Source organism: Diaphorobacter sp. (assembly GCF_050251835.1).
GTDB lineage: Bacteria > Pseudomonadota > Gammaproteobacteria > Burkholderiales > Burkholderiaceae_C > JBFXIE01.
In genome coordinates this window covers 25,833-52,259 of record NZ_JBFWLZ010000011.1, presented here as the reverse complement: position 1 = coordinate 52,259, position 26,427 = coordinate 25,833, and the positions used below count along the sequence as shown (strand labels likewise).

Here is a 26,427-nt window from a genome sequence, read left to right as displayed (position 1 = left end):
TCGGCAAAGGTGTTCTCTATGGGCCACAAACTCAAAATCGCAGGATGGATATCGGTCGGCGTGGTGGCCGGAGCGCTCACCACGGTGTCGCTGCAGACCGTGGCGCGCGTTGCGATCTCCCCGCTGCCGCTTGAGGAGATTCAGCAGCTGTCCGCAGTGTTCGGGCTGATCAAGACAGACTACGTGGAGCCGGTCGATGACAAAAAACTCATCACCGACGCCATATCGGGCATGGTCTCCAGCCTGGATCCGCACTCGCAGTATTTCGACAAGAAGTCCTTCAAGGAATTTCGCGAAGGCACCACCGGTCGCTTCGTGGGCGTGGGCATCGAGATCACCCAGGAAGACGGCCTGATCAAGATCGTGTCGCCCATCGAGGGCTCTCCCGCCGATCGCGCTGGCCTGAAGACCAACGACCTGATCACGAAGATCGACAACACGGCCGTCAAGGGCCTGACGCTCAACGATGCCGTCAAGCGCATGCGCGGCGAGCCCAACACCCAGGTGACGCTGACCATCCTGCGCAAGGACGAAAGCCGCAGCTTTCCGGTAACCATCACACGCGAGGAGATCAAGACCCACTCCGTCAAGGGCAAGGTGGTCGAACCCGGCTACGCCTGGATCCGCCTGTCGCAGTTCCAGGAGCGCACGGTGGACGACTTCGTGCGCAAGGTCGAAGAGGTGTACAAGCAAGACCCCGGCCTCAAGGGCCTGGTGCTGGATCTGCGCAACGACCCAGGCGGTCTGCTGGATGCCGCCGTGGCGATTTCTGCCGCCTTTTTGCCGCCCGACGTGACCGTGGTGTCCACCAACGGCCAGCTGGCCGAGAGTCAGGCTGTATTCAAAGCCTCGCCCGAGTTTTATGTGCGCCGCGGCAGCGGCGACCCGCTCAGGCGCCTGCCGGCGGCCATCAAGACGGTGCCGCTGGTGGTGCTGGTCAACGAGGGCTCGGCCTCGGCCAGCGAGATCGTGGCCGGCGCACTGCAAGACCACAAACGCGCCACCATCATGGGCAGTCAGACGTTCGGCAAGGGCTCGGTGCAGACGGTGCGCCCGCTGGGGCCCGACACCGGCATCAAGTTGACCACCGCGCGCTACTACACGCCCAGCGGCAAATCCATCCAGGCCAAGGGCATCGTGCCTGACGTCATGCTGGACGAAACCGCCGAAGGCGACCTCTTCGCGTCGCTGCGCATGCGCGAGTCGGATCTGGAAAAGCACCTGACCAGCGGTCAGGGTGAGGAGGTTCAGGATGCCGCGCGCGAGAAGGCGCGCGAGCAAGCCCGCAAGCGCCTGGAAGAAGAAGCGAAAAAGCCCCTGGCCGAGCGCAAGCTGCCCGAGTTCGGCTCGGACAAGGACTTCCAGTTGGCCCAGGCCCTGAACCAGCTCAAGGGCCGCACGGTGCTGGTCAGCAAGACGCTGACCGAGCGCAAGGAAGAAAAGAAAGAAAACTGACGCAAGCCCCTGCGTCAACCCCTACCAAGGTCGGGCCTCTCCCGCAGAGCCCGGCCTTTTTCACGCCCCGGCACCGCCCATGAACGACGATCAACTTTTGCGCTACTCGCGCCACATCCTGCTCGACGAAATCGGCATCGAGGGGCAGGAGCGCATCCTTGCCGCGCATGTGCTGATCGTGGGCGCCGGCGGCCTGGGCTCGCCAGCGGCATTGTTTCTGGGATCGGCAGGTGTCGGCACACTGACCCTGGTGGACGACGATGTGGTGGATCTGACCAACCTGCAGCGCCAGATTGCCCACACCAGCGAACGCGTGGGCCAGCCCAAGGTCGAATCTGCGGCGCAGGCGGTGCGGGCCATCAACCCGCTGGTCACCGTGCGGGCGCTGCGCCAGCGTATGGATGCGGCTGCGCTGGACGCTCTGGTGGCCCAGGCAGACGTGGTGCTGGACTGCACAGACAACTACCGCACGCGCCAGGCCATCAATGCCGCATGCGTGGCGCAGCGCAAACCGCTGGTGGCGGGCGCCGCCATACGGTTTGACGGGCAAATATCGGTGTACGACCCGCGCCAGGACGACTCCCCCTGCTACGCCTGCCTGTTCTCGCCCACGGCGCAGTTTGACGAAGTGCAGTGCTCGACCATGGGCGTGTTTGCCCCCATGGTGGGCATCATCGGCACCATGCAGGCGGCCGAGGCGCTCAAGCTGATTGCCGGGGTTGGCACCTCTCTGGCCGGGCGCCTGCTGATGCTCGACGGCCGCGACATGCAATGGACCGAGGTGCGCATGCAGCGCGATCCGGCCTGCCCCGTCTGCGGCGCCCACCAAGACAGCGGCGGGTAGGAATACGCCTACGCCTGGTGCACGCAGCCACTGGCACGCGCAGCGCACCCACGCGCCTACAGTGGCGCATGGCCCATGCTGGGCGTCTGCCCGAACAGGAATGCCCCGTGAAACTACGCACCTACATTGTCGAAGACAACGCCACCATCCGCGAGAACCTGATCGGAACCCTGGAGGAGCTGGCCGAGGTCGAGGCGGTCGGGGTGGCGGAGACAGAGGATGAAGGCAAGCAATGGCTTACCGCCCATCCCTCGCAGTGGGACTTGGCCATCGTGGATCTGTTTTTGCGACAGGGCAGCGGCCTGGGCGTTCTGGCCGCCTGCCGCGACCGCCTGAGCGACCAGAAGATCGTGGTGCTGAGCAACTACGCCACGCCCGACGTGCGCATGCGTTGCGCCCAGCTGGGCGTGGATGCTGTTTTTGACAAATCCAATGAAATAGACGCACTGGTGGACTACTGCATACAGCGCAGCACCCAGAGCGCCCACCCCGGCCAGCTGCCGGCTGGCTGACCTTCACCACCTGACGCAAGCTGCGGCAGGCTCAGTCGATGAGTCTGTTCTTGAGCGCGTAATACGTCAGGTCGCTGTTGGACGAAAGCCCCATTTTCTCCATGAGCCGGGTGCGGTAGGTGCTCACGGTCTTCACCGAGAGCGACAGGGACTTGGCGATATCGCCCGCCGTCCCGCCCCGCGCCAGCTTGAGAAACACCTGGAACTCACGCTCGGACAGCTGCTCGTGCGGCGCTGCGCCCTCCTTGCGGTTGAGCTGCTGGGCCAGCAGGTCGGCGACGGCCGGCGTCAGGTAGCGACGCCCCATTGCGATGGTGCGAATCGCCTCGACGATCTCGCGCGGCTCGCACTCCTTGTTCAGGTAGCCGCTTGCACCCTGGCGAATCAGGTTGATCGCGTAATGCTCCTCGGGGTAGCCGCTCAGGATCAGGATGCCCATGTCCGGCGCCTTGGCGCGCAGCATGGCCAGGGCATCCAGTCCGCTGTGCCCGGGCATGGACAAGTCCATCACCAGCACATCCACCTCGTGCGCGCGCACCAGGTCGATGGCCTCGCGGCCGTTGGCGGCCTCGCCCACCACCCGCAAATCCACATGCTCGCCCAGAAACTGCCGCAGTCCCGAACGCACTATGGCGTGGTCATCCACAATGCCGATATTGATCATTGAGCCTTCTTTCTCCGGCAACGCCTCAAGCGACCGGCATGGGTTCAGAATGCTTCGATGATATGCACCACCCCGCCGCCCCACAGCCCCCCGGAGTAACCCGCACATGAGTTGGACCCGCCTGCGCAAAGTGGCCATCAGTCTGCCGGTGGCGCTGCTGGCTGCGGCGCTGCTGTTGAGCATCAACGAGCTGGGGCACATGCGCTCGCACGAAGCCATCAAGGCGCTGGCCCGCTCACACGCCACGCAGGCCGCGCTCGATCAGCTGCTGCAGAACATGCTCAACGCCGAGACCGGGCTGCGCGGCTACCTGCTCACGGGCGACGAGCGCTATCTGCAGCCCTACCAGCAGGCTGTCACCACCATCGGTGCCGACCTGGAGGAGCTGCGCCAGGCCTACCAGCATGCGCCGCAAGACCAGGGCGAGTTTGCGCAGTTGTCACAGCAGGTCGCGCGCAGGCTGTCCGAGTTGAACCTGAGCCTGGAACTGCGCCGCCAGAACAACAACGACGCCTGGCAGTTCGTGCTGTCCACCGACGTGGGCAAGGAGAACATGGACGCCATCCGCGCCATTGCGAGCCGCCTGCTGGCGCGCAGCACGCAGCAAACCGAGAGCAACCGGCAAGACATACTGCACTCGCTGATGCTGTTGCGCATCGGCATCGCGGCCGTGGCAGTCACCGGGCTGCTGGCGTTCTACATGTACCTGCGCCAGACCAACGCCCTGCATGAAGCCAACGAGCGCCAGCAGCAGGCGCTGGCGCGCGAGCGCGACGGGCTGGAGCAGCTGGTGCGCGAGCGCACGGCTTCGCTGTCGCAGCTGGCCAACCACCTGCAGCAAGTGCGCGAGGACGAGCGCGCCCACCTGGCCCGCGAGCTGCACGACGAACTGGGCGCGCTGCTCACGGCAGCCAAGCTGGATCTGGCGCGACTCAAGCCCCGCATCGATATGCAGGCCCCTGAGAACGCCGAGCGCGTGCAGCACCTCACCGAAACGCTCAACAGCGTCATCGCGCTCAAGCGCCGCATCATCGAAAACCTGCGCCCGTCCTCGCTGTCCAACCTGGGGCTGACGGCCTCGCTGGAGATTCTGACGCGCGAGTTTGCCCGCAGCAGCAACCTGCAGGTGGACACCCACCTGGAGCAGGTCAGCCTGCCCGAAGCCTCACAGCTGACCGTCTATCGGCTGGTGCAAGAATCGCTGACCAACATCGGCAAATACGCCCAGGCCCGCAAGGTGCTGGTGTCGGTACACGACTACCCCAACCATGTCTCGGTGCAGGTGCGTGACGACGGCAAGGGCTTTGACACCCAGCGCATCGGCCCTGGCGCGCACGGCCTGCTGGGCATGCGCCACCGGGTGGAAGCCGCTGGCGGGCGCCTGAACGTCAGCTCCACCCCCGGCGAGGGCACGCTGATCAGCGCGATGCTGCCCCATTGAACCAGCCCCATTGAACCGGCGCCCTTGAACCGGCGCCATCGGTAGCCGGCGTCCTACAAAAACACGCGCTGGCCTCCCACGCACGCGCGGCAGCGCTGCTCCTACAGTGCAACTGTGCGCTCAGCGCACAACGGCACGGCTCCATGCTGCGCCGCACACAAGGAGTGGGTCATGTTGCATTACGCAGTGGTTTTTTTGGTGATTGCCCTGGTGGCAGCGCTCTTAGGATTCAGCGGCATCGCCGCGAGCGCCGTCGGCATCGCCAAGGTGCTTTTCGTCGTGTTCCTGGTTCTGGCCGTGGCGACTTTCCTGTTCGGCCTGCTCAAGAAGAACTGAGTCTCCGCCAGCGGGGCTCATGCTCCTGCAGCCCCACCTGCGGCCCCACCATTCATCCAAGGACTTTCCCCATGACACTCGAGACTGCCACCCAGAAAGCTGCGCAGGCCGCGCACCAGGTCGCCGGCGACGTAGCCGACACGGCCGCCAGCGCCGCAGAGGCCACGCGCCGCATGGCCAATGACACGTTGGACATGGCCGAAAGCAGCGTGCGCCGCCTGCGCGCAGGCGCAGACCCGCTGATCGACGATCTGGCCTACAAGGCCCAGGACTTGGCCAGCCGCAGCATCGACTACTGCGCCCAGACCAGCGAGCGGGCGCGCCGCCAGTTCCATCAGGCAGGCGATGCCACCACGCGCTATGTGAACGAGCAGCCAGGCAAGTCTTTGCTGATGGCCGCCGCCGCGGGCGCCGCCTTGGCCACCCTGGCAATGTTGCTGAGCCGCCGCGGGCGCGACTGACGCCCGCCACTTCCGGGGCCGCAGCCACGCCGGATGAGGGCCCCGCCATCTGAAACACCAAACCAAGAGGACAACACCATGCCAACCGTACGCGCCATCGCCTTCGCCTTGCTGGCCGCCAGCGCCGTCGTCACCACCACCGGCTGCGCCGTCGTGCGCGAGCAGCAGACCGTGGGCTCTTATGTGGACGATGCGGGCATCACCACCGCCATCAAGGCCAGGATGATCGAAGACAAAACCGTCTCGGCCACGGCCATCAACGTGGAGACGCTCAACGGCACCGTGCAGCTGTCAGGCTTTGCCAAGTCGCAAGCCGAAAAAGACCGCGCCGAGGACATCGCCCGCGGCACCAAGCATGTGCGCAGCGTGCGCAACAGCATTGTCGTTCGGCCCTGAGCGCCGGACCACCCGCCAGGTCAGGGCTGCGCTGCCCTGGCCTGCAGCCGCTGCAGCACAGGGGCTGACACAAACTGCCCCACGTCGCCGCCCAGCGTGGATATCTCGCGCACCAGCGTGCTGCTGATGAACTGGTGGTGGCTGTCGGGCGTGAGGAACACCGTGTCGATCTGCGGCACCAGTGCGCGGTTCATGCCGGCCAGCTGAAACTCGTAGTCAAAATCAGTGCCCGAGCGCAGGCCCCGCACCATCACGCTGGCGCCGTGCGCGGCGGCAAACGCCGTCACCAGCCCGTCAAATGGCTGCACCTGCACCTGCGGGCAGTCGCGCAGCGCCTCGCGCGCCATGCCCATGCGCTCGTCCAGGCTGAACAGCGTCTTTTTGTGGTGTGCAATGGCCACAGCCACGATGACGCGGTCAAACAACTGCGCGGCGCGGCGCACCATGCCCTCATGGCCCAGGGTGATGGGGTCAAAGGTTCCGGGATAGACGGCGGTCACAGTCGCCATGGCGGGGGTCTCCTTGTGGTGCTTTGTGCTGCTGCGTGGCGCCCGGCGCGGGCACCAGGGGGCTGGATTATGCCTGCCATGGCGCCCGCAACCGCGTCAGGCCCGGCCAGGCTCCAGCGGCGCTGCGGCAAGCGCCTGCAGCTCCTATATCGATAGCAAATCAAGTACCCGCATCCGGCGCTGCCTGCAGGCGCTGCAGCAGGTGGGCATGGACGGCGCCCGCTTTCAGGTGGCGGTGCAGCGACAGCCCCAGGGGCGACAGTTGCTCCTGCGTCCAGGCCACGGGCGCCTCCAGATAGATGAAGCCATCCGGCGCCACGGCCCGCGCGGCGGCTTGCAGCGCCGGGGCAAACAGATCGCCGTCGAACGGCGGGTCAATCAGCAGCAGGTGCGTGCTGGCGGGCACGCACTGGCGCAGCGCGGCCACGCCGTCACCACGCTGCACGCGCACAGCCGTGGCCTGCAGGCGCTGGCGCAGGGTTTCCAGCTGCGCGGCCAGGGCGGCGTCGCCTTCCACCAGCAGCACGCTGGCCGCGCCGCGCGAGGCGGCCTCCAGGCCCAGCGCGCCGGTGCCCGCAAACGCATCCAGGCAGCGCCAGCCCGTCAGATCCTGGCCCAGCCAGTTGAACAGCGTCTCGCGCACGCGGTCGGGCGTGGGGCGCAGGCCGGGTCGGTTGGCCACGGGCAGGCGGGTGCGCTTCCATTGCCCGCCGATGATGCGCACCTCGCCCGCAGCCTTGGGCGCGGTGTCTTTTTTGGCGCTGCCCTTGGCTGTCTGGACTGCCTTGGCTGCTCCGGCTGCGGGCTCTGCCGCTGCAACGCTTTTGGCCGGACGGGCCAGCCGGCCCCCGGGCAGGGTTTCCAGGCGCAAGCTGGATCGGCTCATGGCTGCCCCCCCACCACCACGGTCACCATGCGCTCGGGCTGCAGCTTGCGCTGCAGGGCGGCGCGGATGTCGGCCACGGTGAGGGCCTGCACGCGGTCGGTCCAGTGCTCCAGGTAGTCCAGCGGCAGGTCGTTGCGCGCAATGTTGACCACGTTGGCCAGCAGCTTGCGGTTGCTGTCGATGCGCAGCGCAAAGCCGCCGATCAGGTTGTCCTTGGCGGCGCGCAGCTCGGCCTCGGTCGGGCCGTCGGCCACAAAGCGTGCCAGCACGTCGCGCGTGACCTGCACGGCCTGCGCGGCTTGGTCGGGGCGGGTCTGCAGGCCCGCCACAAAGGCGCCGGCATGCAGGCCGGGCGAGAAGCTGCTGCCCACGCTGTAGGACAGACCGCGCTGTTCGCGCACCTCGTGGGTCAGGCGCGAGGTGAAGCCCCCGCCGCCCAAAATGTGGTTGCCCACCAGCAGCGCCAAAAAGTCCGGGTCGCTGCGAACGATGCCCGGCTGGCCCATCAGCACATGGGCCTGGGCCGAGTTGAAGGCAACGTCTTGCTGCGCCGCAGCAGCCAGCGGCGGCACCTCGGGCACGGGCGGCAGCGGCGCGCAGCCTGCCGCACCAGCCTGCTGCGCGGGCAGGCGCGCCAGCAGGGTCTGCACCAGTTGCTGCGCCTGCTCGCGCGACAGGGCACCCACGATGCTCACGCGCGCGCGGCAGGCCTGCAGGTAACGCGCATGAAAGGCCTGCAAATCGGCCACCTGGATATTGGCCAGGGTCTGCCCAGTGGCGCGCTGGCCGTAGGAGTGGCCGCCATAGACGGCGGTGGCAAAAGCCTTGCTGGCCACGGTGCCGGGGCGGGTGTCGGCTTCTTTGATGGAGGCGCTCCAGCGCTCGCGCTCGCGCTGCCACACGGCGGCGGCATAACTGGGCTGGCCCATCTGGCGCGCGGCCAGGCGGGCGGCGCGATCCAGCAGGTCGGGCTCGGTCAGCGAGCGCAGCGAAAACGCCAGGCCATCGCGCTCGGCGCCGGCCTCGAAGCTGGCGCCCAGGTCGGCCCAGGCCTCGCCCAGGTCGTTTTCGTCCAGCGCGCCCTCGCCCGGCGCGCCTGCAGTCACGCCCTTGGATGCCATCAGCGCAGCCGCCGCGGCCAGGCCCGCCTGGGGCGCGGGATCACGGCGTGCGCCGGCGTCAAAGTCCACCTGCACATCCACCATGGGGATGGCCGGGCTTTCGACCAGCCACACGCGCGCGCCGTTGTCCTGCGTCCAGTGCTGGATGGGCAGCAGCGCCCAGGCAGATTGGGTATAAAAAACGGCTCCAGCGCTTACCAATAAAGCGCGAGCAGCTATATTTTTAATAGTATTTTTCATATGCTTATTTAGCTCAATGCAGCCGACCACTGGTGTCGCCAGGCGCGGGCGCGGCACGCTTGGCGCCCGCTGCCACCGGCTGGGGCAGCAACGTGGCCACGGTGAGCTGGTCGTCGCCAAAGTAGCGCGCAGCCACCGACTGCACCTGCTGCGGCGTGACGGCGCGCAGCAGCCTGAGCAATTGCTCGTCCGCATCCAGCGGCAGGCCCTGCACCCAGTTGCTGCCCAGATCGCTGGCCTGGCTGTAGAGCGAATCGCGCGCATAAATGGTAGATGCCGCCCACTGCGTCTTGACGCGCGAGAGCTCGGCCTCGCTCACGCCCTCGCGGGCCACGCGTGCCACCTCGGCGCGCAGGGCGTCTTCTACCTGCTGGGCGGTCTTGCCCGCGGCGGGCACGCCGGTCATCAAAAACACCGACGGGCCGCGCCCCAGGATGGAGGCGTGGCTGTTGGCGCTGTCGGCCACGCGGTCGGCGCCCTGCGTCAGGGCGCGCTCCAGACGGGCGCCGTCGTAGCCGCTGAGCACGGCCGACAGCACCAGCAGCGCCAGGCCATCGCGGTCGGCCTGCTGCATGTCGTCCAGCCGCGTGATGCCGGGCACGCGAAAGGCCAGCGCGGTGTAGGCCTGCTCGGCGGGCGCCTTGAAGGCAATGCGGCGCAGGCCCTGTTGTGCGGGTTCGGTGCGGGGTTTGCGCGCGGGCAGTGCGCGCGGCGGGATGCTGCCGTAGGTTTTTTCGGCCAGTGCCAGCACCTGGGCGGGGTCCACATCACCCGCCACCACCACGGCGGCGTTGCCGGGCGCGTACCAGTCGCGGTGAAAGCGGCGCACATCATCGGGCGTCATGGCGTCCAGGTCGCTCATCCAGCCCACCACCGGGCGGCGGTAGGGCGAGGCGATGAAGGTGGACGCAAACAGCTGCTCGATGAGGGCGGCGCGCGGCTGGTCTTCGGTGCGCAGGCGGCGCTCTTCCTTGACCACCTCGATCTCTTTGGCGAACTCGGCGTCAGGCCACTGGTTATGGGCAAAGCGGTCGGCCTCCAGCCGCATCACGTCGGCCAGGCGGTCGGCCGGTATCTGCTGGTAGTAGCCGGTGTAGTCGCGGCTGGTGAAGGCGTTCTCCTGCCCGCCCAGCGCGGCCACGCGGCGCGAAAAATCGCCCGGCGGCACAGTCTTGGAGCCCTTGAACATCATGTGCTCAAGCACGTGCGCCACGCCCGAGGTGCCGTCCACCTCGTCCATGGCGCCCACGCGCAGCCAAACCATGTGCACCGCCGTGGGCGCGCGCCGGTCGGGCTGCACGATGAGCTGCATGCCATTCTTCAGGGTGAACAGCTGTGCACCGCTGGCCGTGGTGGCCTGGGCATCGGCAGCAACCGACGCGGCCCGGGCCGCAGCGGCAGAAGATTCAGGGGCCGGGCTCTGCGCCCCGGCATTCAGGCAGGACAGCAGGCCCGCAAGGGGAACAACGAGGGTGATGGCGCGTTTCATAGAATGGCTGCGATTCTAAGAACCCGCCAATGTTCAGTTTTTTCAAGAAAAAATCCCCCTCCCCCGCCGAGCCCTCCAATGCCGTGCCTGCACCCGCGCCGCAAGGCACGGACGGCGCCGCGCCGCCGGCGCCCTCATCCGCACCTGCAGCCACACCGGCTGCCGCTCCTGCAGGCGGCGGCGGGGCGCTGGGCTGGCTGCGCAAGTCTTTTGGCGTGGGTGGCGGCAGTGCGCCAGAGCCTGCCCCGCCCGCGGCCCCACCGACGGCAGCCCCACCGACGGCGCCGCCAACGGTCTCTCCAACAGTCGCACCCACCGCAGCGCCCGCAGCCGCGCCGGCTGCAATGCCCGCGCCTGCCGCACCACTAGCGGATGCGCCCCCGTCGGCCGTGCCTGCCGCACCACCACCTGCGCCCGCACCCGTGCAAGCGCCGCAGCCCCAACCCGAAGCTGCGCGCCAAGGCTGGATGGAGCGCCTCAAAATGGGCCTGCGCAAGACGGGCAGCAGCATCGCCACCGTCTTCACCGGCACCAAGATCGACGACGCGCTGTACGAAGAGCTGGAAGACGCGCTGCTGATGGCCGACACCGGCGTAAAGGCCACGCAGCACCTGCTGGATGACCTCAAGCGCCGCGTGAAAGACACCAAGACCACCGACCCCGCCACCGTCAAGGCCCTGCTGGCCGATGCGCTGGCCGAACTGCTGCAGCCGCTGGAAAAGCCCCTGGTCATCGGCGAGCACACGCCCACCGTGATCATGGTGGCTGGCGTGAACGGCGCGGGCAAGACCACGTCCATCGGCAAGCTGACAAAGCACCTGGCCGACCACGGCGAAAGCGTGCTGCTGGCCGCCGCCGACACCTTCCGCGCCGCGGCGCGCGAGCAGTTGGGCGTGTGGGCCACACGCAACCTGGTGGAGATCATCAGCCAGGAGGGGGGCGACCCGGCGGCCGTCAGCTTTGATGCCGTCACCGCCGGGCGCGCGCGCGGCAAGGACGTGGTGCTGGTGGACACGGCCGGGCGCCTGCCCACGCAGCTGCACCTGATGGAAGAGCTGAAGAAAATCCGCCGCGTGATCACCAAGGCCGACGCCAGCGCCCCGCACGAGGTGCTGCTGGTGATCGACGGCAACACCGGCCAGAACGCGCTGACCCAGGTGCGTGCGTTTGACGACGCGCTGCAGCTCACCGGGCTGATCGTCACCAAGCTGGACGGCACGGCCAAGGGCGGCGTGCTGGCGGCGATTGCGCAGGAGCGCCCTGTGCCGGTCTATTTCATCGGCGTGGGCGAGAAGCTGGAAGACCTGGAGACCTTCAACGCCCGCGAGTTCGCGCAGGCGCTGCTGGCCTGATTGACCCATCGACCTGCTGCGCCACCCAGTCGGCGTAATCAGCCTCGGCCTGCGCGGTGTGGGTGAGCAGCTGCGGCACATCGTAGGGGTGCTGCGCGCGCAGCCAGTCGCGCAGCACGGGCGCGGCCTGGGGCAGCGTCTTGCACACCAGGCGCCACTCGGCATCGTGCTGCTGCGCGCCCTGCCAGACATAGTGCGAGGCAATCGCCTCCACCTGCACGCAGGCGGCCAGACGGGCCTGCACGGCGCCGGCTGCCAGGCGCTGCGCATCGGCCTGATGGGCTACGGTGGTGGTCACGATGGCGATGGTGTATGAGGGCGCTGCTGGGCTGTGCATGGCACAAGTCTGGCACAGGGCGCAGCGCAGCAAAGCCCCCCAACAGGCCTGTGCATGTTGTTCGTCCGAGAAGCTTGCCTCCAATGATTTCCAGGCGCGACAGCTGGCCAGGCCATTCATATTTCAGTCAAAATGGCCACCGGCGCTTATGCAACAAGCGCAAGAAGCTCACTTTTTTGCAGCACACCCCGCCGAGGCCCCTCGCCCGCATGTACGACACCGCCATCCTCATCGGGCGCTTCGAGCCCGTCCACACCGGTCATCTGGCCCTGCTGCGCGAAGCGCTGGCGTGCGCACAGCGCGTCATCGTCATCGTCGGCTCGGCATTCCAGGCGCGCACCCCCAAGAACCCCTTCACCTGGGCAGAGCGCGAGTCCATGCTGCGCAGCGCCCTGACGGCGCACGACAACGCACGCCTGACCGTGCTGCCCGTGCGCGACTACTACAACGAGGCCCTGTGGGTGCAGGCCGTGCGCAGCGCCGTGGCCCGGCACACGGCCGCGCATGGGCGCGTGGGCCTGGTGGGGCATTTCAAGGACGCCACCAGCAGCTACCTGCGCGCCTTTCCCGGCTGGGAGCTGATCCGCATGGAGCGCCAGGGCGACATTGATGCCACCGCCATTCGCGACGCCTACTTTGGGGCAACGCCCACCACCGTGGCCGCCGCGCTGCAACCCCTGGCAAGCGCCATACCGCCAAGCACGCGCGCGCTGCTGGAGCAGTTTGCCAACGGCCCCAGCTACGCCGCGCTGCAGCAGGAATGGCTGATGCTGCGCAGCTACCGGGAGGCCTGGGCCACCGCGCCCTACCCGCCGGTCTTCGTCACCGTGGATGCGGTGCTGCGCTGCCAGGACCAGGTGCTGCTGATCCGCCGCGCCCACGCGCCCGGCAAGGGGCAGCTGGCAGTGCCCGGCGGCTTTATCGAGCAGCGCGAGACGCTGTGGCAATCGTGCCTGCGCGAATTGGCCGAGGAAACCCACTGCGCCCTGCCCGAGGCCGACATGCAGGCCGCCCTGCAATGCGTAGCCGTGTTCGACCACCCCGACCGCAGCCAGCGCGGGCGCACCATCACGCACGCGCATTACTTCGACCTGGGGCAGGCCCCCCTGCCCGACGTGCGCGCGGACGACGATGCCGCGCAGGTGCAGTGGACGCCCATCGGGCAGCTGGCGGGCATGGAAGAAGACTTCTTTGAAGACCACTTCCACATGCTGGATCATTTTCTGGGGCTGACGACGCGCCAGTAAGGCGGGTCACGACAGGCGGCACAGCTGGTAGCTAGCGTTGCGATACAGCAGCTCGCTGCCCGCGGCGCAATCGCCGCGCGACCTGCGCAGCACGATGTACCGGATGCCGTGCTGCCTGGCGTAGGCGACGAACTCTGACGGCTGCTGAAGCGCACGCACCTCCTGATAGCGGGTTGACCAGCGCTGATAAAACGCAGGCTCCCACATGACGGCGGCGCCCTGCTTCCAGTCCACCCAAACCGGCACGCGCGTGAGCACCTGCAGGGAATCCAGGGCGGGGACGATCTCGATCAACACCGGGCCCTGCACCCGCTCCTGGCGGATCCACTGCGACAGCTCCAGCAACGGCGGGGCAAACGGTTGGGTATGCAGCAGCGCGCCACGCTGCTCGATCTTCGGCATGAGCAGCAGCAAGCCCAGCACCGGCCAGACCAGGTGGGCCCCGCCTGCCGGCACACCCACTGCAAACGCCAGCATGGCAGCCCAGCGCGCGCCTGGGCCCAGCCCAGCTGATGGCGCGCCAGCTCCATCGTCACCACCAGCAACATGAATGCGATGGCCGTCCAGGGCCGGTTGAGCAACGGCGACAGGTATCTGTCAGCGGGCCGGCGCTCCATCCAGGCCAGGGCCGCCAATGCCACCCAGGCCGCCAGCAAACTGGAAGGCTCGTTCACCACGGTAAGCAGCGACACCAGCCCCACCGCCGCATAAATGCGCGCAGCCCGGCTGGCCTGCCCCACCAGCCGCGGCACCAGCACGGCCACGGCCAGCACCATGGCCAGCCACTGGATGACGCCATCCACGCGCAGCAGATGCAGGTTGAAGATCACCCGATGGTTCAGCAGATACGGCAGCACCGTACCCAGCATGAACAAGCCGGCGGGCGCCATCAGCACCGCCAGCCAGAACACCGGCCGCGGCAGCATCAGGGCGGACGTGCAGCCCACACCCAGCAGCATGCCCAGGATGAGCACATCGCGCCTGCTGGCCGACTCGATCAGGAAGTGATACGGGAAGTAAGTGCGGATGTAGCTTTTGAAGCTGAACGCCGGGTAGGTGGCACCCGTGCTTTGAGCAATCCACAGCAGCACCGGCGCGGCGCACAGCAAAAAAACCAGCCCCGCGATGAGCAACTGCCGCCCGGCGCGCTGCGGCGGCGCAGCGGCATAGGCCGCAAGCAGCATGACCAGCAGCCAGACACCGATGAAGGCATTGATGTCAAAGACCAACCCGGCCAGGGCTGCGGCCCATGGCCACCGCCCGGCGTGCGCGGCCATCAGGGCCAGCAGCAAAAAGCCCCATGTCACCTCTGAATGGGTGAAATAGTGGATGAACAAGCCATGCCCGCCGACCAGGCTAAAGCCCTGCATCCAGGGGGTCAAGGCCAGCACCAGGCAGGCCAGCAGGGCCTGTGCGGGGCGCAGGCGCAGCTGGATCACCAGCAGGGCGCCTATGGCAAGCATGGCCGCAAAGCGCGACAGTGCATGGCCCGCCAGAAACACGGTCTCCACATTTGCCTCGGTGGCTACCGCACTGACCAGGGGCCAGACGATGGACGTGAACTTGCCCAGTGACTGGTAATAGGCGTCCCCAGCAAAGACCGGCAGACGGGCCCAGTCCAGCACCAGCGGAACATGAAAGACGTTGTTGTTGATACCGAAAGCAAAGCCGCTGCGCAACAGCGAGACGCCCGTGGCCACAATGGCCAGCATGACCAGACCGGCCATCAAGGCAGGTGAACGTGCGCGAGAGGGGGAATGAAAAAGAGTGGGGCCCTGTGCCTTCAACGAGGTTTTCATGGTTGTGCGCAGACTTCACGATCTGTATGGGCCACAAGGCTGCCCAATCTACAGACACCGCGTGCTTTGCACAAACCGGGATACCCGACACAGCACAACCACACCGCATTGACTGGCAAGCACCCGGCGCGGGCGCATGGGCAGATCGACAAGTGCAAGAAGACGCTCATCCCACCGCACCCGCAGCGATGAGACGGGCGCGCACGCAGACCGCGGCTGGATACGGCGGTGCAAAGCACGAAGGCCGCGTTAGCTTGCGCCTTCGGTCAGTTGCAGTTCCAGAAAGAGCCCGATCGGTGGCACGTTCTGCCGTTGGGCCCGGTCAGAAAGTCCGGGCCGTTGCGGTGATACGCCTGGCCCGCGTCGTCGTAGCAAAAACCCCCACTGCAGTGGGTGATCGCGCGCTGACCTTGCGGCTTGTCCACCACCTTGGGCGGCTCTTGCATCAATGGCATGTTGGAGCCGCACGATGCATTGACCCGCGCGATCGCTGCATTGGTACGCATGCGCTTCTCGTCTTGCGGGGTGGTTCGGATGCTCGACACGAACTCGAGATCCTTTTGGGCCTCGCGGCACTCCCGCGATGCGGACAGCGGCCGGGGAGGCGCCGCTGCTGCGGCCGCTTGCGCTGCATTGCGCTGCTGCAACTCCAGGCTTTGCTGCTCTCGCTGCGCTTGCTGGGCTTGGTATTTGCGTTCGTTGGCCTCTGCAGCCTGGGCCCGCTCCTGTTGGAGCTCGTCCTGGGACTTCTGGCGCTCGATGAGCTGACCGGTCTGACCCGTAGCGCACGGCGCATCCGAGTAGATGGTCTTGCCTGCAGCGTCCTTGCAGCGGTGTATCTGGGCGAACGCCGCTGAAGCGGCAAATGAGCACATTGCCAGACAGAGAATGGCGCGGATGATTCTCATGGTTTCCCTCCTTGCGGCGAATGTATCAGGCGCGCCAGCCACCGCCAAAGCACGCCTTGCTCTCTGAGCAGCGGCGCTGTTGGCCCGCCTGCGGCACGCACACGCCAAGGCACAAGCCCGCGGGGTGGGCATGCGGCGGTTCAACGGCAGGCACGTATTCTTCTGTGCAGCCGCTCTTGAAACCGTCGCAAATGCCCCTATCATTGGCACTCGAGCCAGACGAGTGCTAGCAGCACCCTTGCTGAAGCTTGTAGCGCGCAGGCGTTGTGCCAGCGTGTTCTTGATGTCGTAATCCTTTTTTGTATTCAGGAGAGATGCAAATGAATCTTCGCCCCCTGCACGATCGCGTGATCGTCAAGCGTATCGAAAGCGAAACCACGACCGCCTCCGGCATCGTGATCCCCGACAACGCTGCTGAGAAGCCCGATCAAGGCGAAGTGCTGGCCGTTGGCCCCGGCAAGAAGAACGACAAGGGCGACCTGATCGCCCTGAACGTGAAGGTCGGTGACCGCGTTCTGTTCGGCAAGTACAGCGGCCAGACCGTCAAGGTGGACGGCAACGAGTTGCTGGTCATGAAGGAAGACGACCTGTTCGCAGTCGTCGAAAAGTGATTGCCCGCAGGGTATGCACTTTTGTCGCAGGCCCGGCCAAAGACAAAAGTCACCCGGCATTCAAAACTCTCATTTTCATAGCTGCTAGCGCTTGATACACAAGGGCTGGCGGTCAATCTGATTCAATATTTTGTAGGAGCCAAACATGGCAGCAAAAGACGTAGTTTTCGGCGGCGAAGCCCGCGCCCGCATGGTTGAAGGCGTGAACATCCTGGCCAACGCGGTCAAGGTGACCCTGGGCCCCAAGGGCCGTAACGTGGTGCTCGAGCGCTCGTTCGGCGCCCCCACCGTGACCAAGGACGGCGTGTCCGTGGCCAAGGAAATCGAACTCAAGGACAAGCTGCAGAACATGGGCGCCCAGCTCGTGAAGGAAGTGGCCTCCAAGACCAACGACATCGCCGGTGACGGCACCACCACCGCCACCGTGCTGGCCCAGGCCATCGTGCGCGAAGGCTCCAAGTACGTGGCCGCCGGCCTGAACCCCATGGACCTCAAGCGCGGCATCGACAAGGCCGTGATCGCCCTGGTGGAACAGCTCAAGAAGCAGTCCAAGGCCACGACCACCTCCAAGGAAATCGCCCAGGTGGGTTCGATCTCCGCCAACTCCGACGAGTCCGTGGGCAAGATCATTGCCGACGCGATGGACAAGGTCGGCAAGGAAGGCGTGATCACCGTCGAAGACGGCAAGAGCCTGGAAAACGAGCTGGATGTCGTGGAAGGCATGCAGTTTGACCGCGGCTACCTGTCGCCCTACTTCATCAACAACCCCGAAAAGCAGGCCGCCCTGCTGGACAACCCCTTCGTGCTGCTGTTCGACAAGAAGATCAGCAACATCCGTGACCTGCTGCCCACGCTGGAGCAAGTCGCCAAGGCCGGCCGTCCGCTGCTGATCATCGCCGAAGACGTCGAAGGCGAAGCACTGGCAACGCTGGTGGTCAACACCATCCGCGGCATCCTGAAGGTGGTGGCTGTGAAGGCCCCTGGCTTCGGCGACCGTCGCAAGGCCATGCTGGAAGACATCGCCATCCTGACCGGTGGCAAGGTGATCGCCGAAGAAGTCGGTCTGACCCTGGAGAAGGTGACCCTGGCCGACCTGGGCCAGGCCAAGCGTGTGGAAATCGGCAAAGAAAACACCACCATCATCGACGGTGCTGGTGCTGCTGCCGACATCGAAGCCCGCGTGAAGCAAATCCGCATCCAGATCGAAGAAGCCACCAGCGACTACGACCGCGAGAAGCTGCAAGAGCGCGTGGCCAAGCTGGCCGGCGGCGTGGCCGTGATCAAGGTGGGCGCTGCCACCGAAGTCGAGATGAAGGAAAAGAAGGCCCGCGTGGAAGACGCCCTGCACGCCACCCGCGCTGCCGTGGAAGAAGGCATCGTGGCTGGCGGCGGCGTGGCACTGCTGCGCGCCAAGCAGGCCGTGGGCGACCTGTCCACCGGCAACCCCGAGCAAGACGCTGGCGTGAAGCTGGTGCTCAAGGCCATTGAAGCGCCCCTGCGCGAGATCGTGGCCAACGCCGGTGGCGAGCCCTCGGTGGTCGTCAACGAAGTGCTGAACGGCAAGGGCAACTACGGCTTCAACGCCGCCAACGACACCTACGGCGACATGCTGGAGATGGGCATCCTGGACCCCACCAAGGTGACCCGCACCGCGCTGCAGAACGCCGCTTCCGTGGCCTCGCTGCTGCTGACGACCGAAGCCATGGTGGCCGAGGCTCCGAAGGACGAGTCCGCAGCCCCCGCCATGCCCGGCGGCATGGGCGGCATGGGCGACATGGGCATGTAATTGCCCCGCCCGCCGGCGCCCCGTGGCGCCGGCAGCCGTACAAAAAAAGCCCGCGCGCCTTGCAGCCTGCGGGCTTTTTTCATAGCGGGGTTTGGTTTCCCGCCTTCGCTGGAATGACGGGGTGACGGGCGCTTGCGCTCAGACCGGTTGCGCCAGCCGCTGCAGCAGCCCGGCGGTGGAGGCATCCAGACCACTGACATCGCCCGTGGTCAGGCGCGGCTCCAGGTCTTTGGCCAGCACCTTGCCCAGCTCCACACCCCATTGATCGAAGCTGTTGATGCCCCATAGAGCGCCGCTGACGAACACGCGGTGCTCGTACAGCGCAATCAGCGCGCCCAGCGATGGCGGATCCAGCCGCTCCAGCACCAGGACAGTGCTGGGCCGGTTGCCGCTAAAACGACGATGGCCGCAGGGCTCGTCAGGGCGGCCCGTCATCAGTGCGCGGGCCTGGGCCAGCGCGTTGGCCACCAGGCGCTGGTGCAACTGCGACAGCTCGCGCCCACCCTGGCGCAGCACGATGAACTCGACGGGCACGACGTCCGGGCCCTGGTGAATCATCTGAAAAAACGCGTGCTGCCCCTTGGTGCCGGGCTCGCCCCAGATCACGGGTGAGGTGGCGTAGGGCAGCGGCTGGCCCTGCGCGTCCACCCCTTTGCCGTTGCTCTCCATTTCCAGCTGCTGCAAATAGGCAGGCAGACGACGCAGGCCGTGGCTGTAGGGCGCCACGTTGCGGCTGGTAAAGCCGTGAAAGTTGCGGTACCACAGGTCCAGCAATGCCAGTCGCACAGGCAGGTTGGACGCCAAGGGCGCCGTGCGGAAATGCTCGTCCATCGCATGTGCGCCTGCCAGCAAGGCACGAAACTGCTCTGCGCCCAGGGCGATGGCAATCGGCAGCCCGATGGCGGACCACAGCGAATAGCGCCCGCCCACCCAGTCCCAGAACCCCAGCGTGGTGCGGATGCCAAACTGCGCCGCCGCCTCCAGGTTGGTGGTCAGCGCATAAAAGTGCCGCGCCACAGGCAGACGCGCCTGCGCATCGTCGCTGCCGCCCTGGGCCACAAACCACGCGCGCGCTGCCTTGGCGTTGGCAATCGTCTCAGCCGTGGTGAAGGTTTTGGAGGCGATCAGGAACAGGGTGCGCTCGGGGCGCAACTGGCGCAGCAGGCCGCCGAGTTCCATGCCGTCCACGTTGGAGACGAAGTGCAGACGTTTCCCAGACAGGCAGTGATCCTCCAGCGCCTTGACCACCATGAAAGGCCCCAGGTCCGAGCCGCCAATGCCGATGTTCACGATGTCGGTGATGGCATCGTCAGCACGCACGCGCTCGGCCAGCGCAAGCATGTCATCCAGCGTGGACTGCACGTCGCGCATTGCGGCAGCCACGGTATCGGTGGCTGCCAGCGACTGGTCATCCTGGGCGCATGCCTTGAAACGCCCCGGATGACGCAGCAGCCAGTGCATCACAGCGCGCTGCTCGGTGTTGTTGATGGGTGCGCCGGCAAACAGGGCGTTGCGGTAGGGCTCCAGGCCGCACTCCTGCGCCAGCTGCAGCAGCAGGGTTTCGGTGGGCGCGTCGATCAGGTTCTTGGACAGGTCGGCAAACACATGTGGTGCCTGCTGGCTGAAGCGCGCAAAACGCTGGGTGTCCTGCGCGAAGGCGTCTCGCATGTCAAAGTTCCGGCCAGCCCTGTCAAAGTGTGCTCGCAGGCGCTGCCAGGCGGCTGTGCGGTCGCAGCGCGTACGGGGGTCGTCAAAACTCATGCCGCAGCTCGCATCAGTTGTTCCAGCTTGGCCGCATCGGCCGCAAAGGCGCGAATGCCCTCGGCCAGCTTCTCGGTGGCCATGGCATCTGCGTTGAGCGCGTAGCGAAAGCCCGCCTCGTCGTACTGCACCGGCTGCAGCGCCACGCTGCGGGCGGCTTCGGGGTCCAGCGCGCGAGCCACGGGCGCATCGCTAGCCGCCAGCTGAGCCAGCAGCTCGGGAGCGATGGTCAGCAGGTCGCAGCCCGCCAGCGCGACGATCTGGCCGGTGTTGCGAAAGCTGGCGCCCATCACCTCGGTGGCAATGCCGAAGTGCTTGTAGTGGTTGTAGATGGCACGCACCGACTGCACGCCGGGGTCGTTGGCGCCAGCCATGGCGGCCTCGTCCCAGCTGGCGCCGGCCTGCTTTTTGTACCAGTCGTAGATGCGGCCGACAAAGGGCGAGATCAGCTGCACCCTGGCTTGCCCGCAAGCCACGGCCTGCGCGAATGAAAACAGCAGCGTCAGATTGGTGTGGATGCCGCGCTGCTCCAGCTGGCGCGCGGCCTGGATGCCCTCCCAGGTGGCGGCCACCTTGATGAGCACGCGGTCGATGTGCATGCCTTCGGCCTGGTACAGCTCCACGATGCGCTCGGCCCGCGACACAGTGGCAGCGGTGTCAAACGACAGCCGGGCGTCCACCTCGGTGGACACGCGCCCGGGAATGATCGACAAAATCTCGCAGCCAAAGCGCACGATCAGGCGATCCATCAACTCGTCCATGGCGCGGCCGTGCCAGCGGGTCACGCAGTCGTGCAGCAGCGGCGCGTATTCGGACTTCTGCACGGCCTTGAGGATCAGCGAAGGGTTGGTGGTGGCGTCTTGCGGCTGGAACTGCGCCAGTTGCCTGAAGTCGCCGGTATCGGCCACCACGGTGGTGAATTGCTTGAGTGCGTCGAGTTGGTTCATGCGGGTGCTCGTTGCTCGCGGGTCTGTTTCCAGCGTGTTGTACTTTGGCGCGGGGCGGCGCATTGCCGTGCAGCCCCCCGCGCCACAAGTGTATTCGGCGTATGTGGCATGAAAACCGCGCTACATTTTCTGATTCGCAAATCTGCCTGCCCGTTGCGCCAATCACTGGCTTCGCCGATCTGGGCGGCACCGTTTTGAACCATGCTGGATCGCATCACCGCCTCGCTCCCTTCACTGGCCCCCGCCGAGCAACGCGTGGCGCGGCTTGTGCTGCAAGACCCGCGGGCCTTTTCCCGCATGCCCGTGCGCGAGCTGGCCGAACGTGCTCATGTGAGCAAACCCACTGTGGTGCGTTTTTGCCGCAGCATGGGCTACGACGGGCTGGCCGACTTCAAGCTCAAGCTGGCCGGCAGCGTGAGCGAGGGCGTGCCCTTCATCCACCGCAGTGTGGATGCCGACGACAAGACCAGCGACGTCCTGGTAAAAGTGGTGGACAACGCCGTCGCCGCTTTTTTGCAGTACCGCAATGCCGCCAGCACCCAGCTGCTGGAACAGGCGGCCAGCGCCATCGCCGCCACCTGGCGGACGGGGCGGCGCATCGAATTTTATGGCGCAGGCAACTCGGGCATCGTGGCGCAGGACGCGCAGCACAAGTTCTTCCGGCTGGGCATCACCAGCCTGTCCGCCAGCGACGGCCACATGCAGGTGATGAGCGCCACGCTTTTGGGCCCGGGCGACTGCGCGGTCATCATCAGCAATTCGGGCCGCACCCGCGACCTGATGGACGCCGCCGACATCGCGCGCAAGAACGGCGCCACCACCATCGCCATCACCGCCAGCGGCTCGCCCCTGGCGCACACCTGCCGCATTCACCTGGCTGCCGACCACCCCGAGGGCTACGACCGCTACAGCCCCATGGTGTCGCGGCTGATGCACCTGCTCATCATCGATGTGCTGGCCACCTGCGTGGCACTACGCATCGGCGAACCGCTGCAGCCCGTGCTGCAGCAGATGAAAAACAACCTGCGCGCGAAGCGATATACCTGAAAACGATAGCAGCCAGCGCTTGATGGATAAGCGCTGCAGTCGTGTTTGATGCAGTTTTCAGTGATGCAGCTGATATGCCGCTGCCAGCGCGGTGGTTTCCCGCCTACGTGGGAATGACGGGCTGATTTGGCTTGCGCGGGAAGGCCCGACGCCCCGCTTCAACGCCCGTAGGTAGCGGTGAAGCTGGCCTTGGCCAGCGTGTGGGCGTTGACCATGAAGCCAGCCAGCGCGGCGGGCGCGTCGTCGGGCACGTCGATGCGATCCACCGACAGCGCATGTACCGTAAAGATGTAGCGGTGCGGCTTGTCGCCCGGGGGCGGGCACATGCCGCCCCAGGCGTAGATGCCGTAATCGTTGCGAATCTGGCGGGCGCCTGCGGGCAGGTTGGCTCCGCCCTTGGCACCGGCGTTGGCAGGCAGACCGGTTACCGAGGCAGGCAAGTCGATCACGTACCAGTGCCAGAAGCCCGAGCCCGTGGGTGCGTCAGGGTCGTACACGTTGAGTGCAAAACCCTTGGTGCCTTCAGGTGCGCCACTCCATTGCAGCACGGGTGACTGGTTCTGGCCCGAACAGCCGAAGCCGTCGAATTCGAACCTCTGCGCGATGGTGCTGCCTGCAGCGATGTCGGGGCTGGTGAGCGTGAATGTGGTCATAGGTCTTGCTCCTTATGCTTCATTGACACAAAAACACCAGTATGCCGCCGATCATCGCCGCAACAGAGATCATGCACCCATCGCCGGATTACTGGAAGCTCTTGGTGCTGTAGAGCTCAGTGGGCAGGCGGTTGAGCACCGGAAGCCCCGTAGCTGCGTCCTTGGGCTGCGTGGAGATGAAGTCGAAGAACACATCCGCATCCAGCACTCCGATGTCCAGGCGACGCGCTGCAGGCACGGCAGCCAGGGTCTTATAGCCGTCGCCGCCGGTGGCGTTGAAGCTCAGCACAAACAGTTTGTAGGTTTTGGTTGTGTTGAGTGGCTCCCATGCACCGCTAGCGGCATTGCGCACTTCGATACCCGACACGCGAGAGCCAAACGTGGCCTTGGTGTTCACATCAAAGCGAAGACCGCCCGTGTAGGGGTAAGGGCCAGTGGAGCCATTGGCGCCATACACGGCTTCCATGCCGTCTTCCAGCATGGACTTGACCTCAGCGCCAGTGATGTCCAGGCGGAAGAGCATGTTGCCGAACGGCAGCACCTTGATGATGTCTGCTGCGGTCACGGTGCCCAGAAGCGGGATACGGACGCCACCGCCGCTTTGCAGCGTGATGTCGGCGCCGCCGTACTTCTTGTTGGCCACTTCCAGGTACGCCTGTGCGACGAACTGCTGGATGTCGCCACCGCGCACGTTCACGCTACCCTCGGCGTTACAGGCGGCACTAGAGCGGCTGTAGTCGGAAGAGCCCGGACCACCAGGCACGCGACGCGAGCACAGCTCTTGGGGCACCACGGCGCTCTGGGTTTTGTTGAAAACGGCCACGCGGTCCATGAAAGGCTGCAGCGCAGCGGTGGCAGCAGCAGCCGGCTGCGTCACACGCAGAAAGCCCTTGGCGGCCACGTCGGCGTCGATAGCCTTCTTCTCGGCGTCGGTCGGCGCCTTGCCGGCGATGGTGAACTTGTCGCCAATGAGCACATGGGGCGTGCCCGAGCATTCGGTAACGTCGCCCTGCGAGTCGAACTTCACCTTCAGCTCGCCCACCACCTGCGCGTATTCCCAGGCCTGCACCACGCAGACGTTCTTGCCGTCCTTGTTTTTCAGGCGTGTGGGGTAGGCGCCGCCGGGCGTACCCACACCGACGGTCTTGAGGCTGTCGGGGCCGAGCAGCGTGTGCGAATCGCCGCCTACGATCACGTCCACACCGCTGAGCTTGGGCGCGATGGCGGTGTCGCTGCCGTAGCCGATGTGGCTCATCAGCACGATCTTGTTGATGCCCTGGTTGCGCAGCTTGTCGATCTCGCGCTGGGCTGCCGTCACTTCTTCTTCGAAGGTGGTGTCGGCGTCGGGGCTGGAAGCGGTCTTGGTCTTGACGGCGACCGTCAGGCCGACGATGCCGATTTTCTGGCCGCTGCGCTCTACCACGGTGGAGGGCTGGACATAGCCAGCGGCCTTGGCCGGGTTGAGGGCGGAGTTGGCGCCAAACTTGACGTTGGCGCTGAGCACGGACATCGGGGTCTTGCAGCTGCCCTTCTTGACCAGATCCAGGAAGCCCTTGAGGCCGCTGTCGCCCTTGTCGAACTCGTGGTTACCCAGCGTGAAGGCGTCAAAGCACACGGTGTTCATCAGCGCGGCATCAGCTTCACCATCCACACCTGCGCGGTTGAAATACAGCGTGCCGGTCATGGCGTCGCCCGCGTGCAACTTGAGCACGTTGGCGCCAGCGGCCTTGGACAGGCTGTCGATGGCAGCCGTCACGCGTGGAAAGCCGCCCGCATCCACAGCCACTGCCACAGGAGCAGCGCCGCCAGTGGACAGTTGCAGCGTCTTCGACTTCGATTCCAGCGTGGAATGATGGTCGTTGATGTGCAGGATGGTCACATCCAGCGGTTGTCCATCGTCATCGTTGCCACCGCATGCCGCCAGCATGCCGGCCACCGCCAGAGCGACGGCCCCGCGTTGCATTTGTCGCACGTAAGGCTTGCCCGTCCATTGCGTCCACGTACCCATGTTCTCGCTCCCTGTTGAAACATTACAAAGGCGAAATGGTCGTGAACAAGAATGACATTACCGTGAAGTCCGACATGCCAGGTGTCATGGAAGGGCCTATTGCAGACCCACAAGTCATCGGCTATTTTTGCTATTCAATGAACAGCCACCGGCGTTTTCTTACAAAAACTGAAAGCTGCTTTCACTCGACGGCTGCCAGCGGCAGTGCCTGCTCGACCAGACTGGCGTGCAAGGCGGCACCCAGGGGCAACACTTCGTCGTTGAAGTCGTAGCGGCTGTTGTGCAAGGCACTGTTGCCGGGGCCCATGCCCTGGCCCAGGCGCATGTAGGCGCCGGGCCGGGCCTGCAGCATGAAAGAGAAATCTTCGGCGCCCATGCTGGGCTCCAGATCGCGATCCACGTTGTCCTCGCCCAACAGCGTCGCGGCCACGTCGCCGGCAAAGCGCGCCTCGCTCTCAGTGTTGATGGTGGCCGGGTAGATGCGCTCGTAGCGCACCGTGGCCGTGGCGCCAAAGCCCAGGGCAATGGCGTTGCACAGCTCTTTGATGCGCCGCTCCACCATGTCCTGTACCGCAGGATCGAATGCGCGCACCGTGCCCACCAGTATGGCGGTGCCAGGCAGCACGCTGAAGGCACCCAGGTCGCCGGCCTGCACCGCGCACAGGCTGACCACCGCGCTGTCCAGCGAGCGCACATTGCGCGAAACAATGCCTTGCACGGCGGTGATGATGTGCGCGGCCACCAGCACCACATCCACCGTCTGGTAAGCGTGGGCGCCGTGGCCACCGCGGCCGCTCACCTCGATAGTGATACGGTCGGCCGCGGCCATCATGGCGCCGCTGTTGATGCCCACGGTGCCCGGCTGCATGGCAGGCCAGTTGTGCATGGCATAGACAGCATCGACGGGGAAGCGATCGAACAGGCCGTCTTCGATCATCACGCGCGCGCCGCCCATACCCTCCTCGCCCGGTTGGAAAATCAGCACCGCCGTGCCGTCAAAGTTGCGCGTGGCCGCCAGGTAGCGGGCCGCACCCACCAGCATGGCCGTGTGGCCGTCGTGCCCGCAGCCGTGCATCAAGCCGCTTTTGCACGACCGCCAGGCGAATTCGTTGTGCTCTGTCATGGGCAGCGCGTCCATATCGGCACGCAGCCCGATCATGCGGCCGCTGCTGCGCCCTTGACCATGTATGACGCCCACCACGCCGGTGCGGCCGATGGCGTCGTGGACTTCGTCAACGCCCGCGGCGCGCAGCGCCTCTCGCACGCGCGCGCTGGTGTAGATCTCTTCAAAACCCAGTTCGGGATGGGCGTGCAGATCACGCCTGAAGGCGGTCAGCTCTGGGTGGTATTGAGCGATGTGGGCAAATGCGCGTCCACCGGCCTTGAATCGAGGTTGCGTAGCTTGCATGTCAGCCCCTCCCGGCCTTGGCAGTGGTTGGCCTGCCAGCAAACCATGCCGCCAGCGAAAAGCCCGCAGCAATCAAAAAGACCCCAGTGGTGATGCAGACTGGACTCTGCGGGAATCGAGGCAACGTCAAAGCAGGCATTTTCAAAAAACGCAGTCTATCGGGCCATGCTACACCGGCTGCGATTGGCTGCACCGCTTGCGCACTGCGT

At 65.9% G+C, this 26,427-nt stretch carries 26 protein-coding genes; 12 read left to right on the top strand and 14 right to left on the bottom strand.

The features are described 5' to 3' along the window. Positions 1 to 18 precede the first annotated feature (18 nt). The 3 genes from AB7E35_RS06030 (at position 19) to AB7E35_RS06020 (ending at position 2,811) form a co-directional block, all read left to right on the top strand. Complete coding sequence (locus tag AB7E35_RS06030; protein ID WP_428162674.1) at positions 19 to 1,455, top strand: S41 family peptidase; 1,437 nt, start codon at positions 19 to 21, stop codon at positions 1,453 to 1,455. A gap of 79 nt (positions 1,456 to 1,534) precedes the next feature. Beyond that, positions 1,535 to 2,299, top strand: coding sequence for a HesA/MoeB/ThiF family protein (locus AB7E35_RS06025; RefSeq protein WP_428162675.1), 765 nt, complete (start codon positions 1,535 to 1,537; stop codon positions 2,297 to 2,299). 107 nt (positions 2,300 to 2,406) lie between these two features. Continuing rightward, positions 2,407 to 2,811, top strand: a complete 405-nt coding sequence (locus AB7E35_RS06020) for a response regulator (RefSeq protein ID WP_428162676.1) — start codon at positions 2,407 to 2,409, stop codon at positions 2,809 to 2,811. A 31-nt stretch (positions 2,812 to 2,842) separates the two neighbouring features. Here AB7E35_RS06020 and AB7E35_RS06015 read toward each other — a convergent pair whose 3' ends face one another. After that, the gene (locus AB7E35_RS06015) at positions 2,843 to 3,475 is read right to left on the bottom strand and encodes a response regulator (protein ID WP_428162677.1); all 633 of its coding nucleotides are present in this window, start codon (positions 3,473 to 3,475) and stop codon (positions 2,843 to 2,845) included. A gap of 106 nt (positions 3,476 to 3,581) precedes the next feature. On the opposite strand from AB7E35_RS06015, the gene AB7E35_RS06010 reads away from it, so the two are divergent. The 4 genes from AB7E35_RS06010 (at position 3,582) to AB7E35_RS05995 (ending at position 6,109) form a co-directional block, all read left to right on the top strand. After that, positions 3,582 to 4,916, top strand: a complete 1,335-nt coding sequence (locus AB7E35_RS06010; protein ID WP_428162678.1) for a CHASE3 domain-containing protein — start codon at positions 3,582 to 3,584, stop codon at positions 4,914 to 4,916. A 171-nt stretch (positions 4,917 to 5,087) separates the two neighbouring features. Beyond that, positions 5,088 to 5,252 carry a DUF1328 domain-containing protein gene (locus AB7E35_RS06005; protein ID WP_428162679.1) on the top strand — a complete coding sequence of 55 codons (165 nt, stop codon included), beginning with the start codon at positions 5,088 to 5,090 and terminating at the stop codon, positions 5,250 to 5,252. A 71-nt stretch (positions 5,253 to 5,323) separates the two neighbouring features. After that, on the top strand, positions 5,324 to 5,713 hold the full coding sequence (locus AB7E35_RS06000) for a hypothetical protein (RefSeq protein WP_428162680.1): 390 nt from the start codon (positions 5,324 to 5,326) through the stop codon (positions 5,711 to 5,713). 78 nt (positions 5,714 to 5,791) lie between these two features. Continuing rightward, positions 5,792 to 6,109, top strand: coding sequence for a BON domain-containing protein (locus tag AB7E35_RS05995; RefSeq protein WP_428162681.1), 318 nt, complete (start codon positions 5,792 to 5,794; stop codon positions 6,107 to 6,109). A 20-nt stretch (positions 6,110 to 6,129) separates the two neighbouring features. On the opposite strand, the gene coaD is transcribed toward AB7E35_RS05995, so the two are convergent. The 4 genes from coaD to AB7E35_RS05975 all read right to left on the bottom strand — a co-directional run bounded on the left by coaD (position 6,130) and on the right by AB7E35_RS05975 (position 10,354). Further along, the gene (gene coaD, locus AB7E35_RS05990) at positions 6,130 to 6,618 is read right to left on the bottom strand and encodes a pantetheine-phosphate adenylyltransferase (protein WP_428162682.1); all 489 of its coding nucleotides are present in this window, start codon (positions 6,616 to 6,618) and stop codon (positions 6,130 to 6,132) included. A gap of 160 nt (positions 6,619 to 6,778) precedes the next feature. Further along, a complete protein-coding gene (gene rsmD, locus AB7E35_RS05985) occupies positions 6,779 to 7,504 on the bottom strand; it encodes a 16S rRNA (guanine(966)-N(2))-methyltransferase RsmD (RefSeq protein WP_428162683.1) in 726 nt (241 codons plus the stop codon). Next, a complete protein-coding gene (locus AB7E35_RS05980) occupies positions 7,501 to 8,865 on the bottom strand; it encodes a M16 family metallopeptidase (protein WP_428162684.1) in 1,365 nt (454 codons plus the stop codon). The genes rsmD and AB7E35_RS05980 overlap by 4 nt, the downstream gene beginning before the upstream one ends. 13 nt (positions 8,866 to 8,878) lie before the next feature. Next, positions 8,879 to 10,354, bottom strand: coding sequence for a M16 family metallopeptidase (locus tag AB7E35_RS05975; protein WP_428167226.1), 1,476 nt, complete (start codon positions 10,352 to 10,354; stop codon positions 8,879 to 8,881). 29 nt (positions 10,355 to 10,383) lie between these two features. Between AB7E35_RS05975 and ftsY the strand changes: the two genes are divergently transcribed. Continuing rightward, a complete protein-coding gene (gene ftsY, locus AB7E35_RS05970) occupies positions 10,384 to 11,706 on the top strand; it encodes a signal recognition particle-docking protein FtsY (protein ID WP_428162686.1) in 1,323 nt (440 codons plus the stop codon). Here ftsY and cutA read toward each other — a convergent pair. After that, positions 11,669 to 12,043 (bottom strand): divalent-cation tolerance protein CutA, encoded by a 375-nt coding sequence (gene cutA / locus AB7E35_RS05965; RefSeq protein WP_428162687.1) that lies wholly within the window; start codon positions 12,041 to 12,043, stop codon positions 11,669 to 11,671. The genes ftsY and cutA overlap by 38 nt on opposite strands. A gap of 209 nt (positions 12,044 to 12,252) precedes the next feature. On the opposite strand from cutA, the gene AB7E35_RS05960 reads away from it, so the two are divergent. Next, positions 12,253 to 13,290 (top strand): bifunctional nicotinamide-nucleotide adenylyltransferase/Nudix hydroxylase, encoded by a 1,038-nt coding sequence (locus AB7E35_RS05960; RefSeq protein ID WP_428167225.1) that lies wholly within the window; start codon positions 12,253 to 12,255, stop codon positions 13,288 to 13,290. A 6-nt stretch (positions 13,291 to 13,296) separates the two neighbouring features. Here the strand turns inward: AB7E35_RS05960 and AB7E35_RS05955 are convergent, their stop codons facing one another. From AB7E35_RS05955 to AB7E35_RS05945, 3 genes are all read right to left on the bottom strand, one after another. After that, positions 13,297 to 13,584: a hypothetical protein gene (locus tag AB7E35_RS05955; RefSeq protein WP_428167224.1), complete on the bottom strand. Its 288-nt coding sequence runs from the start codon at positions 13,582 to 13,584 to the stop codon at positions 13,297 to 13,299. After that, positions 13,581 to 15,089, bottom strand: a complete 1,509-nt coding sequence (locus tag AB7E35_RS05950; protein ID WP_428167223.1) for a hypothetical protein — start codon at positions 15,087 to 15,089, stop codon at positions 13,581 to 13,583. Before AB7E35_RS05950 ends, AB7E35_RS05955 begins: the two co-directional genes overlap by 4 nt. Positions 15,090 to 15,355: 266 nt before the next feature. After that, on the bottom strand, positions 15,356 to 15,997 hold the full coding sequence (locus AB7E35_RS05945; protein WP_428167222.1) for a DUF4124 domain-containing protein: 642 nt from the start codon (positions 15,995 to 15,997) through the stop codon (positions 15,356 to 15,358). Positions 15,998 to 16,317: 320 nt separating this feature from the next. Here AB7E35_RS05945 and groES point away from each other — a divergent pair, with 320 nt between their 5' ends. Then, the gene (gene groES / locus AB7E35_RS05940) at positions 16,318 to 16,608 is read left to right on the top strand and encodes a co-chaperone GroES (protein WP_428162692.1); all 291 of its coding nucleotides are present in this window, start codon (positions 16,318 to 16,320) and stop codon (positions 16,606 to 16,608) included. Between the two features lie 145 nt (positions 16,609 to 16,753). Continuing rightward, positions 16,754 to 18,394 carry a chaperonin GroEL gene (groL, locus tag AB7E35_RS05935; protein WP_428162693.1) on the top strand — a complete coding sequence of 547 codons (1,641 nt, stop codon included), beginning with the start codon at positions 16,754 to 16,756 and terminating at the stop codon, positions 18,392 to 18,394. 138 nt (positions 18,395 to 18,532) lie between these two features. Here the strand turns inward: groL and pgi are convergent, their stop codons facing one another. Then, a complete protein-coding gene (pgi, locus tag AB7E35_RS05930) occupies positions 18,533 to 20,155 on the bottom strand; it encodes a glucose-6-phosphate isomerase (protein WP_428162694.1) in 1,623 nt (540 codons plus the stop codon). Beyond that, positions 20,152 to 21,102, bottom strand: coding sequence for a transaldolase (tal, locus tag AB7E35_RS05925; RefSeq protein WP_428167221.1), 951 nt, complete (start codon positions 21,100 to 21,102; stop codon positions 20,152 to 20,154). Before tal ends, pgi begins: the two co-directional genes overlap by 4 nt. A 201-nt stretch (positions 21,103 to 21,303) precedes the next feature. Here tal and AB7E35_RS05920 point away from each other — a divergent pair, with 201 nt between their 5' ends. Further along, positions 21,304 to 22,149, top strand: coding sequence for a MurR/RpiR family transcriptional regulator (locus tag AB7E35_RS05920; protein ID WP_428162696.1), 846 nt, complete (start codon positions 21,304 to 21,306; stop codon positions 22,147 to 22,149). A 158-nt stretch (positions 22,150 to 22,307) separates the two neighbouring features. Here the strand turns inward: AB7E35_RS05920 and AB7E35_RS05915 are convergent, their stop codons facing one another. From AB7E35_RS05915 to AB7E35_RS05905, 3 genes are all read right to left on the bottom strand, one after another. After that, positions 22,308 to 22,802 carry a YbhB/YbcL family Raf kinase inhibitor-like protein gene (locus tag AB7E35_RS05915; RefSeq protein WP_428167220.1) on the bottom strand — a complete coding sequence of 165 codons (495 nt, stop codon included), beginning with the start codon at positions 22,800 to 22,802 and terminating at the stop codon, positions 22,308 to 22,310. An 88-nt stretch (positions 22,803 to 22,890) separates the two neighbouring features. Next, complete coding sequence (locus AB7E35_RS05910) at positions 22,891 to 24,810, bottom strand: bifunctional metallophosphatase/5'-nucleotidase (protein ID WP_428167219.1); 1,920 nt, start codon at positions 24,808 to 24,810, stop codon at positions 22,891 to 22,893. A gap of 181 nt (positions 24,811 to 24,991) precedes the next feature. Then, a complete protein-coding gene (locus AB7E35_RS05905) occupies positions 24,992 to 26,218 on the bottom strand; it encodes a M20 aminoacylase family protein (protein WP_428167218.1) in 1,227 nt (408 codons plus the stop codon). Positions 26,219 to 26,427: the final 209 nt, after the last annotated feature.

Coding starts and splice junctions, on each gene's coding strand:
- AB7E35_RS05905 (WP_428167218.1), bottom strand. CDS start 26,218: ATGCAAGCTACGCAACCTCGATTCAAGGCCGGTGGACGCGCATTTGCC.
- AB7E35_RS05950 (WP_428167223.1), bottom strand. CDS start 15,089: ATGAAAACCTCGTTGAAGGCACAGGGCCCCACTCTTTTTCATTCCCCC.
- AB7E35_RS06005 (WP_428162679.1), top strand. CDS start 5,088: ATGTTGCATTACGCAGTGGTTTTTTTGGTGATTGCCCTGGTGGCAGCG.
- AB7E35_RS05960 (WP_428167225.1), top strand. CDS start 12,253: ATGTACGACACCGCCATCCTCATCGGGCGCTTCGAGCCCGTCCACACC.
- AB7E35_RS05975 (WP_428167226.1), bottom strand. CDS start 10,354: ATGAAACGCGCCATCACCCTCGTTGTTCCCCTTGCGGGCCTGCTGTCC.
- AB7E35_RS05920 (WP_428162696.1), top strand. CDS start 21,304: ATGCTGGATCGCATCACCGCCTCGCTCCCTTCACTGGCCCCCGCCGAG.
- pgi (WP_428162694.1), bottom strand. CDS start 20,155: ATGAGTTTTGACGACCCCCGTACGCGCTGCGACCGCACAGCCGCCTGG.
- AB7E35_RS06000 (WP_428162680.1), top strand. CDS start 5,324: ATGACACTCGAGACTGCCACCCAGAAAGCTGCGCAGGCCGCGCACCAG.
- cutA (WP_428162687.1), bottom strand. CDS start 12,043: ATGCACAGCCCAGCAGCGCCCTCATACACCATCGCCATCGTGACCACC.
- AB7E35_RS05910 (WP_428167219.1), bottom strand. CDS start 24,810: ATGGGTACGTGGACGCAATGGACGGGCAAGCCTTACGTGCGACAAATG.
- rsmD (WP_428162683.1), bottom strand. CDS start 7,504: ATGAGCCGATCCAGCTTGCGCCTGGAAACCCTGCCCGGGGGCCGGCTG.
- groES (WP_428162692.1), top strand. CDS start 16,318: ATGAATCTTCGCCCCCTGCACGATCGCGTGATCGTCAAGCGTATCGAA.
- AB7E35_RS05915 (WP_428167220.1), bottom strand. CDS start 22,802: ATGACCACATTCACGCTCACCAGCCCCGACATCGCTGCAGGCAGCACC.
- ftsY (WP_428162686.1), top strand. CDS start 10,384: ATGTTCAGTTTTTTCAAGAAAAAATCCCCCTCCCCCGCCGAGCCCTCC.
- tal (WP_428167221.1), bottom strand. CDS start 21,102: ATGAACCAACTCGACGCACTCAAGCAATTCACCACCGTGGTGGCCGAT.
- AB7E35_RS06010 (WP_428162678.1), top strand. CDS start 3,582: ATGAGTTGGACCCGCCTGCGCAAAGTGGCCATCAGTCTGCCGGTGGCG.
- AB7E35_RS06030 (WP_428162674.1), top strand. CDS start 19: ATGGGCCACAAACTCAAAATCGCAGGATGGATATCGGTCGGCGTGGTG.
- AB7E35_RS06025 (WP_428162675.1), top strand. CDS start 1,535: ATGAACGACGATCAACTTTTGCGCTACTCGCGCCACATCCTGCTCGAC.
- AB7E35_RS06015 (WP_428162677.1), bottom strand. CDS start 3,475: ATGATCAATATCGGCATTGTGGATGACCACGCCATAGTGCGTTCGGGA.
- AB7E35_RS05945 (WP_428167222.1), bottom strand. CDS start 15,997: ATGAGAATCATCCGCGCCATTCTCTGTCTGGCAATGTGCTCATTTGCC.
- groL (WP_428162693.1), top strand. CDS start 16,754: ATGGCAGCAAAAGACGTAGTTTTCGGCGGCGAAGCCCGCGCCCGCATG.
- AB7E35_RS05995 (WP_428162681.1), top strand. CDS start 5,792: ATGCCAACCGTACGCGCCATCGCCTTCGCCTTGCTGGCCGCCAGCGCC.
- coaD (WP_428162682.1), bottom strand. CDS start 6,618: ATGGCGACTGTGACCGCCGTCTATCCCGGAACCTTTGACCCCATCACC.
- AB7E35_RS05980 (WP_428162684.1), bottom strand. CDS start 8,865: ATGAAAAATACTATTAAAAATATAGCTGCTCGCGCTTTATTGGTAAGC.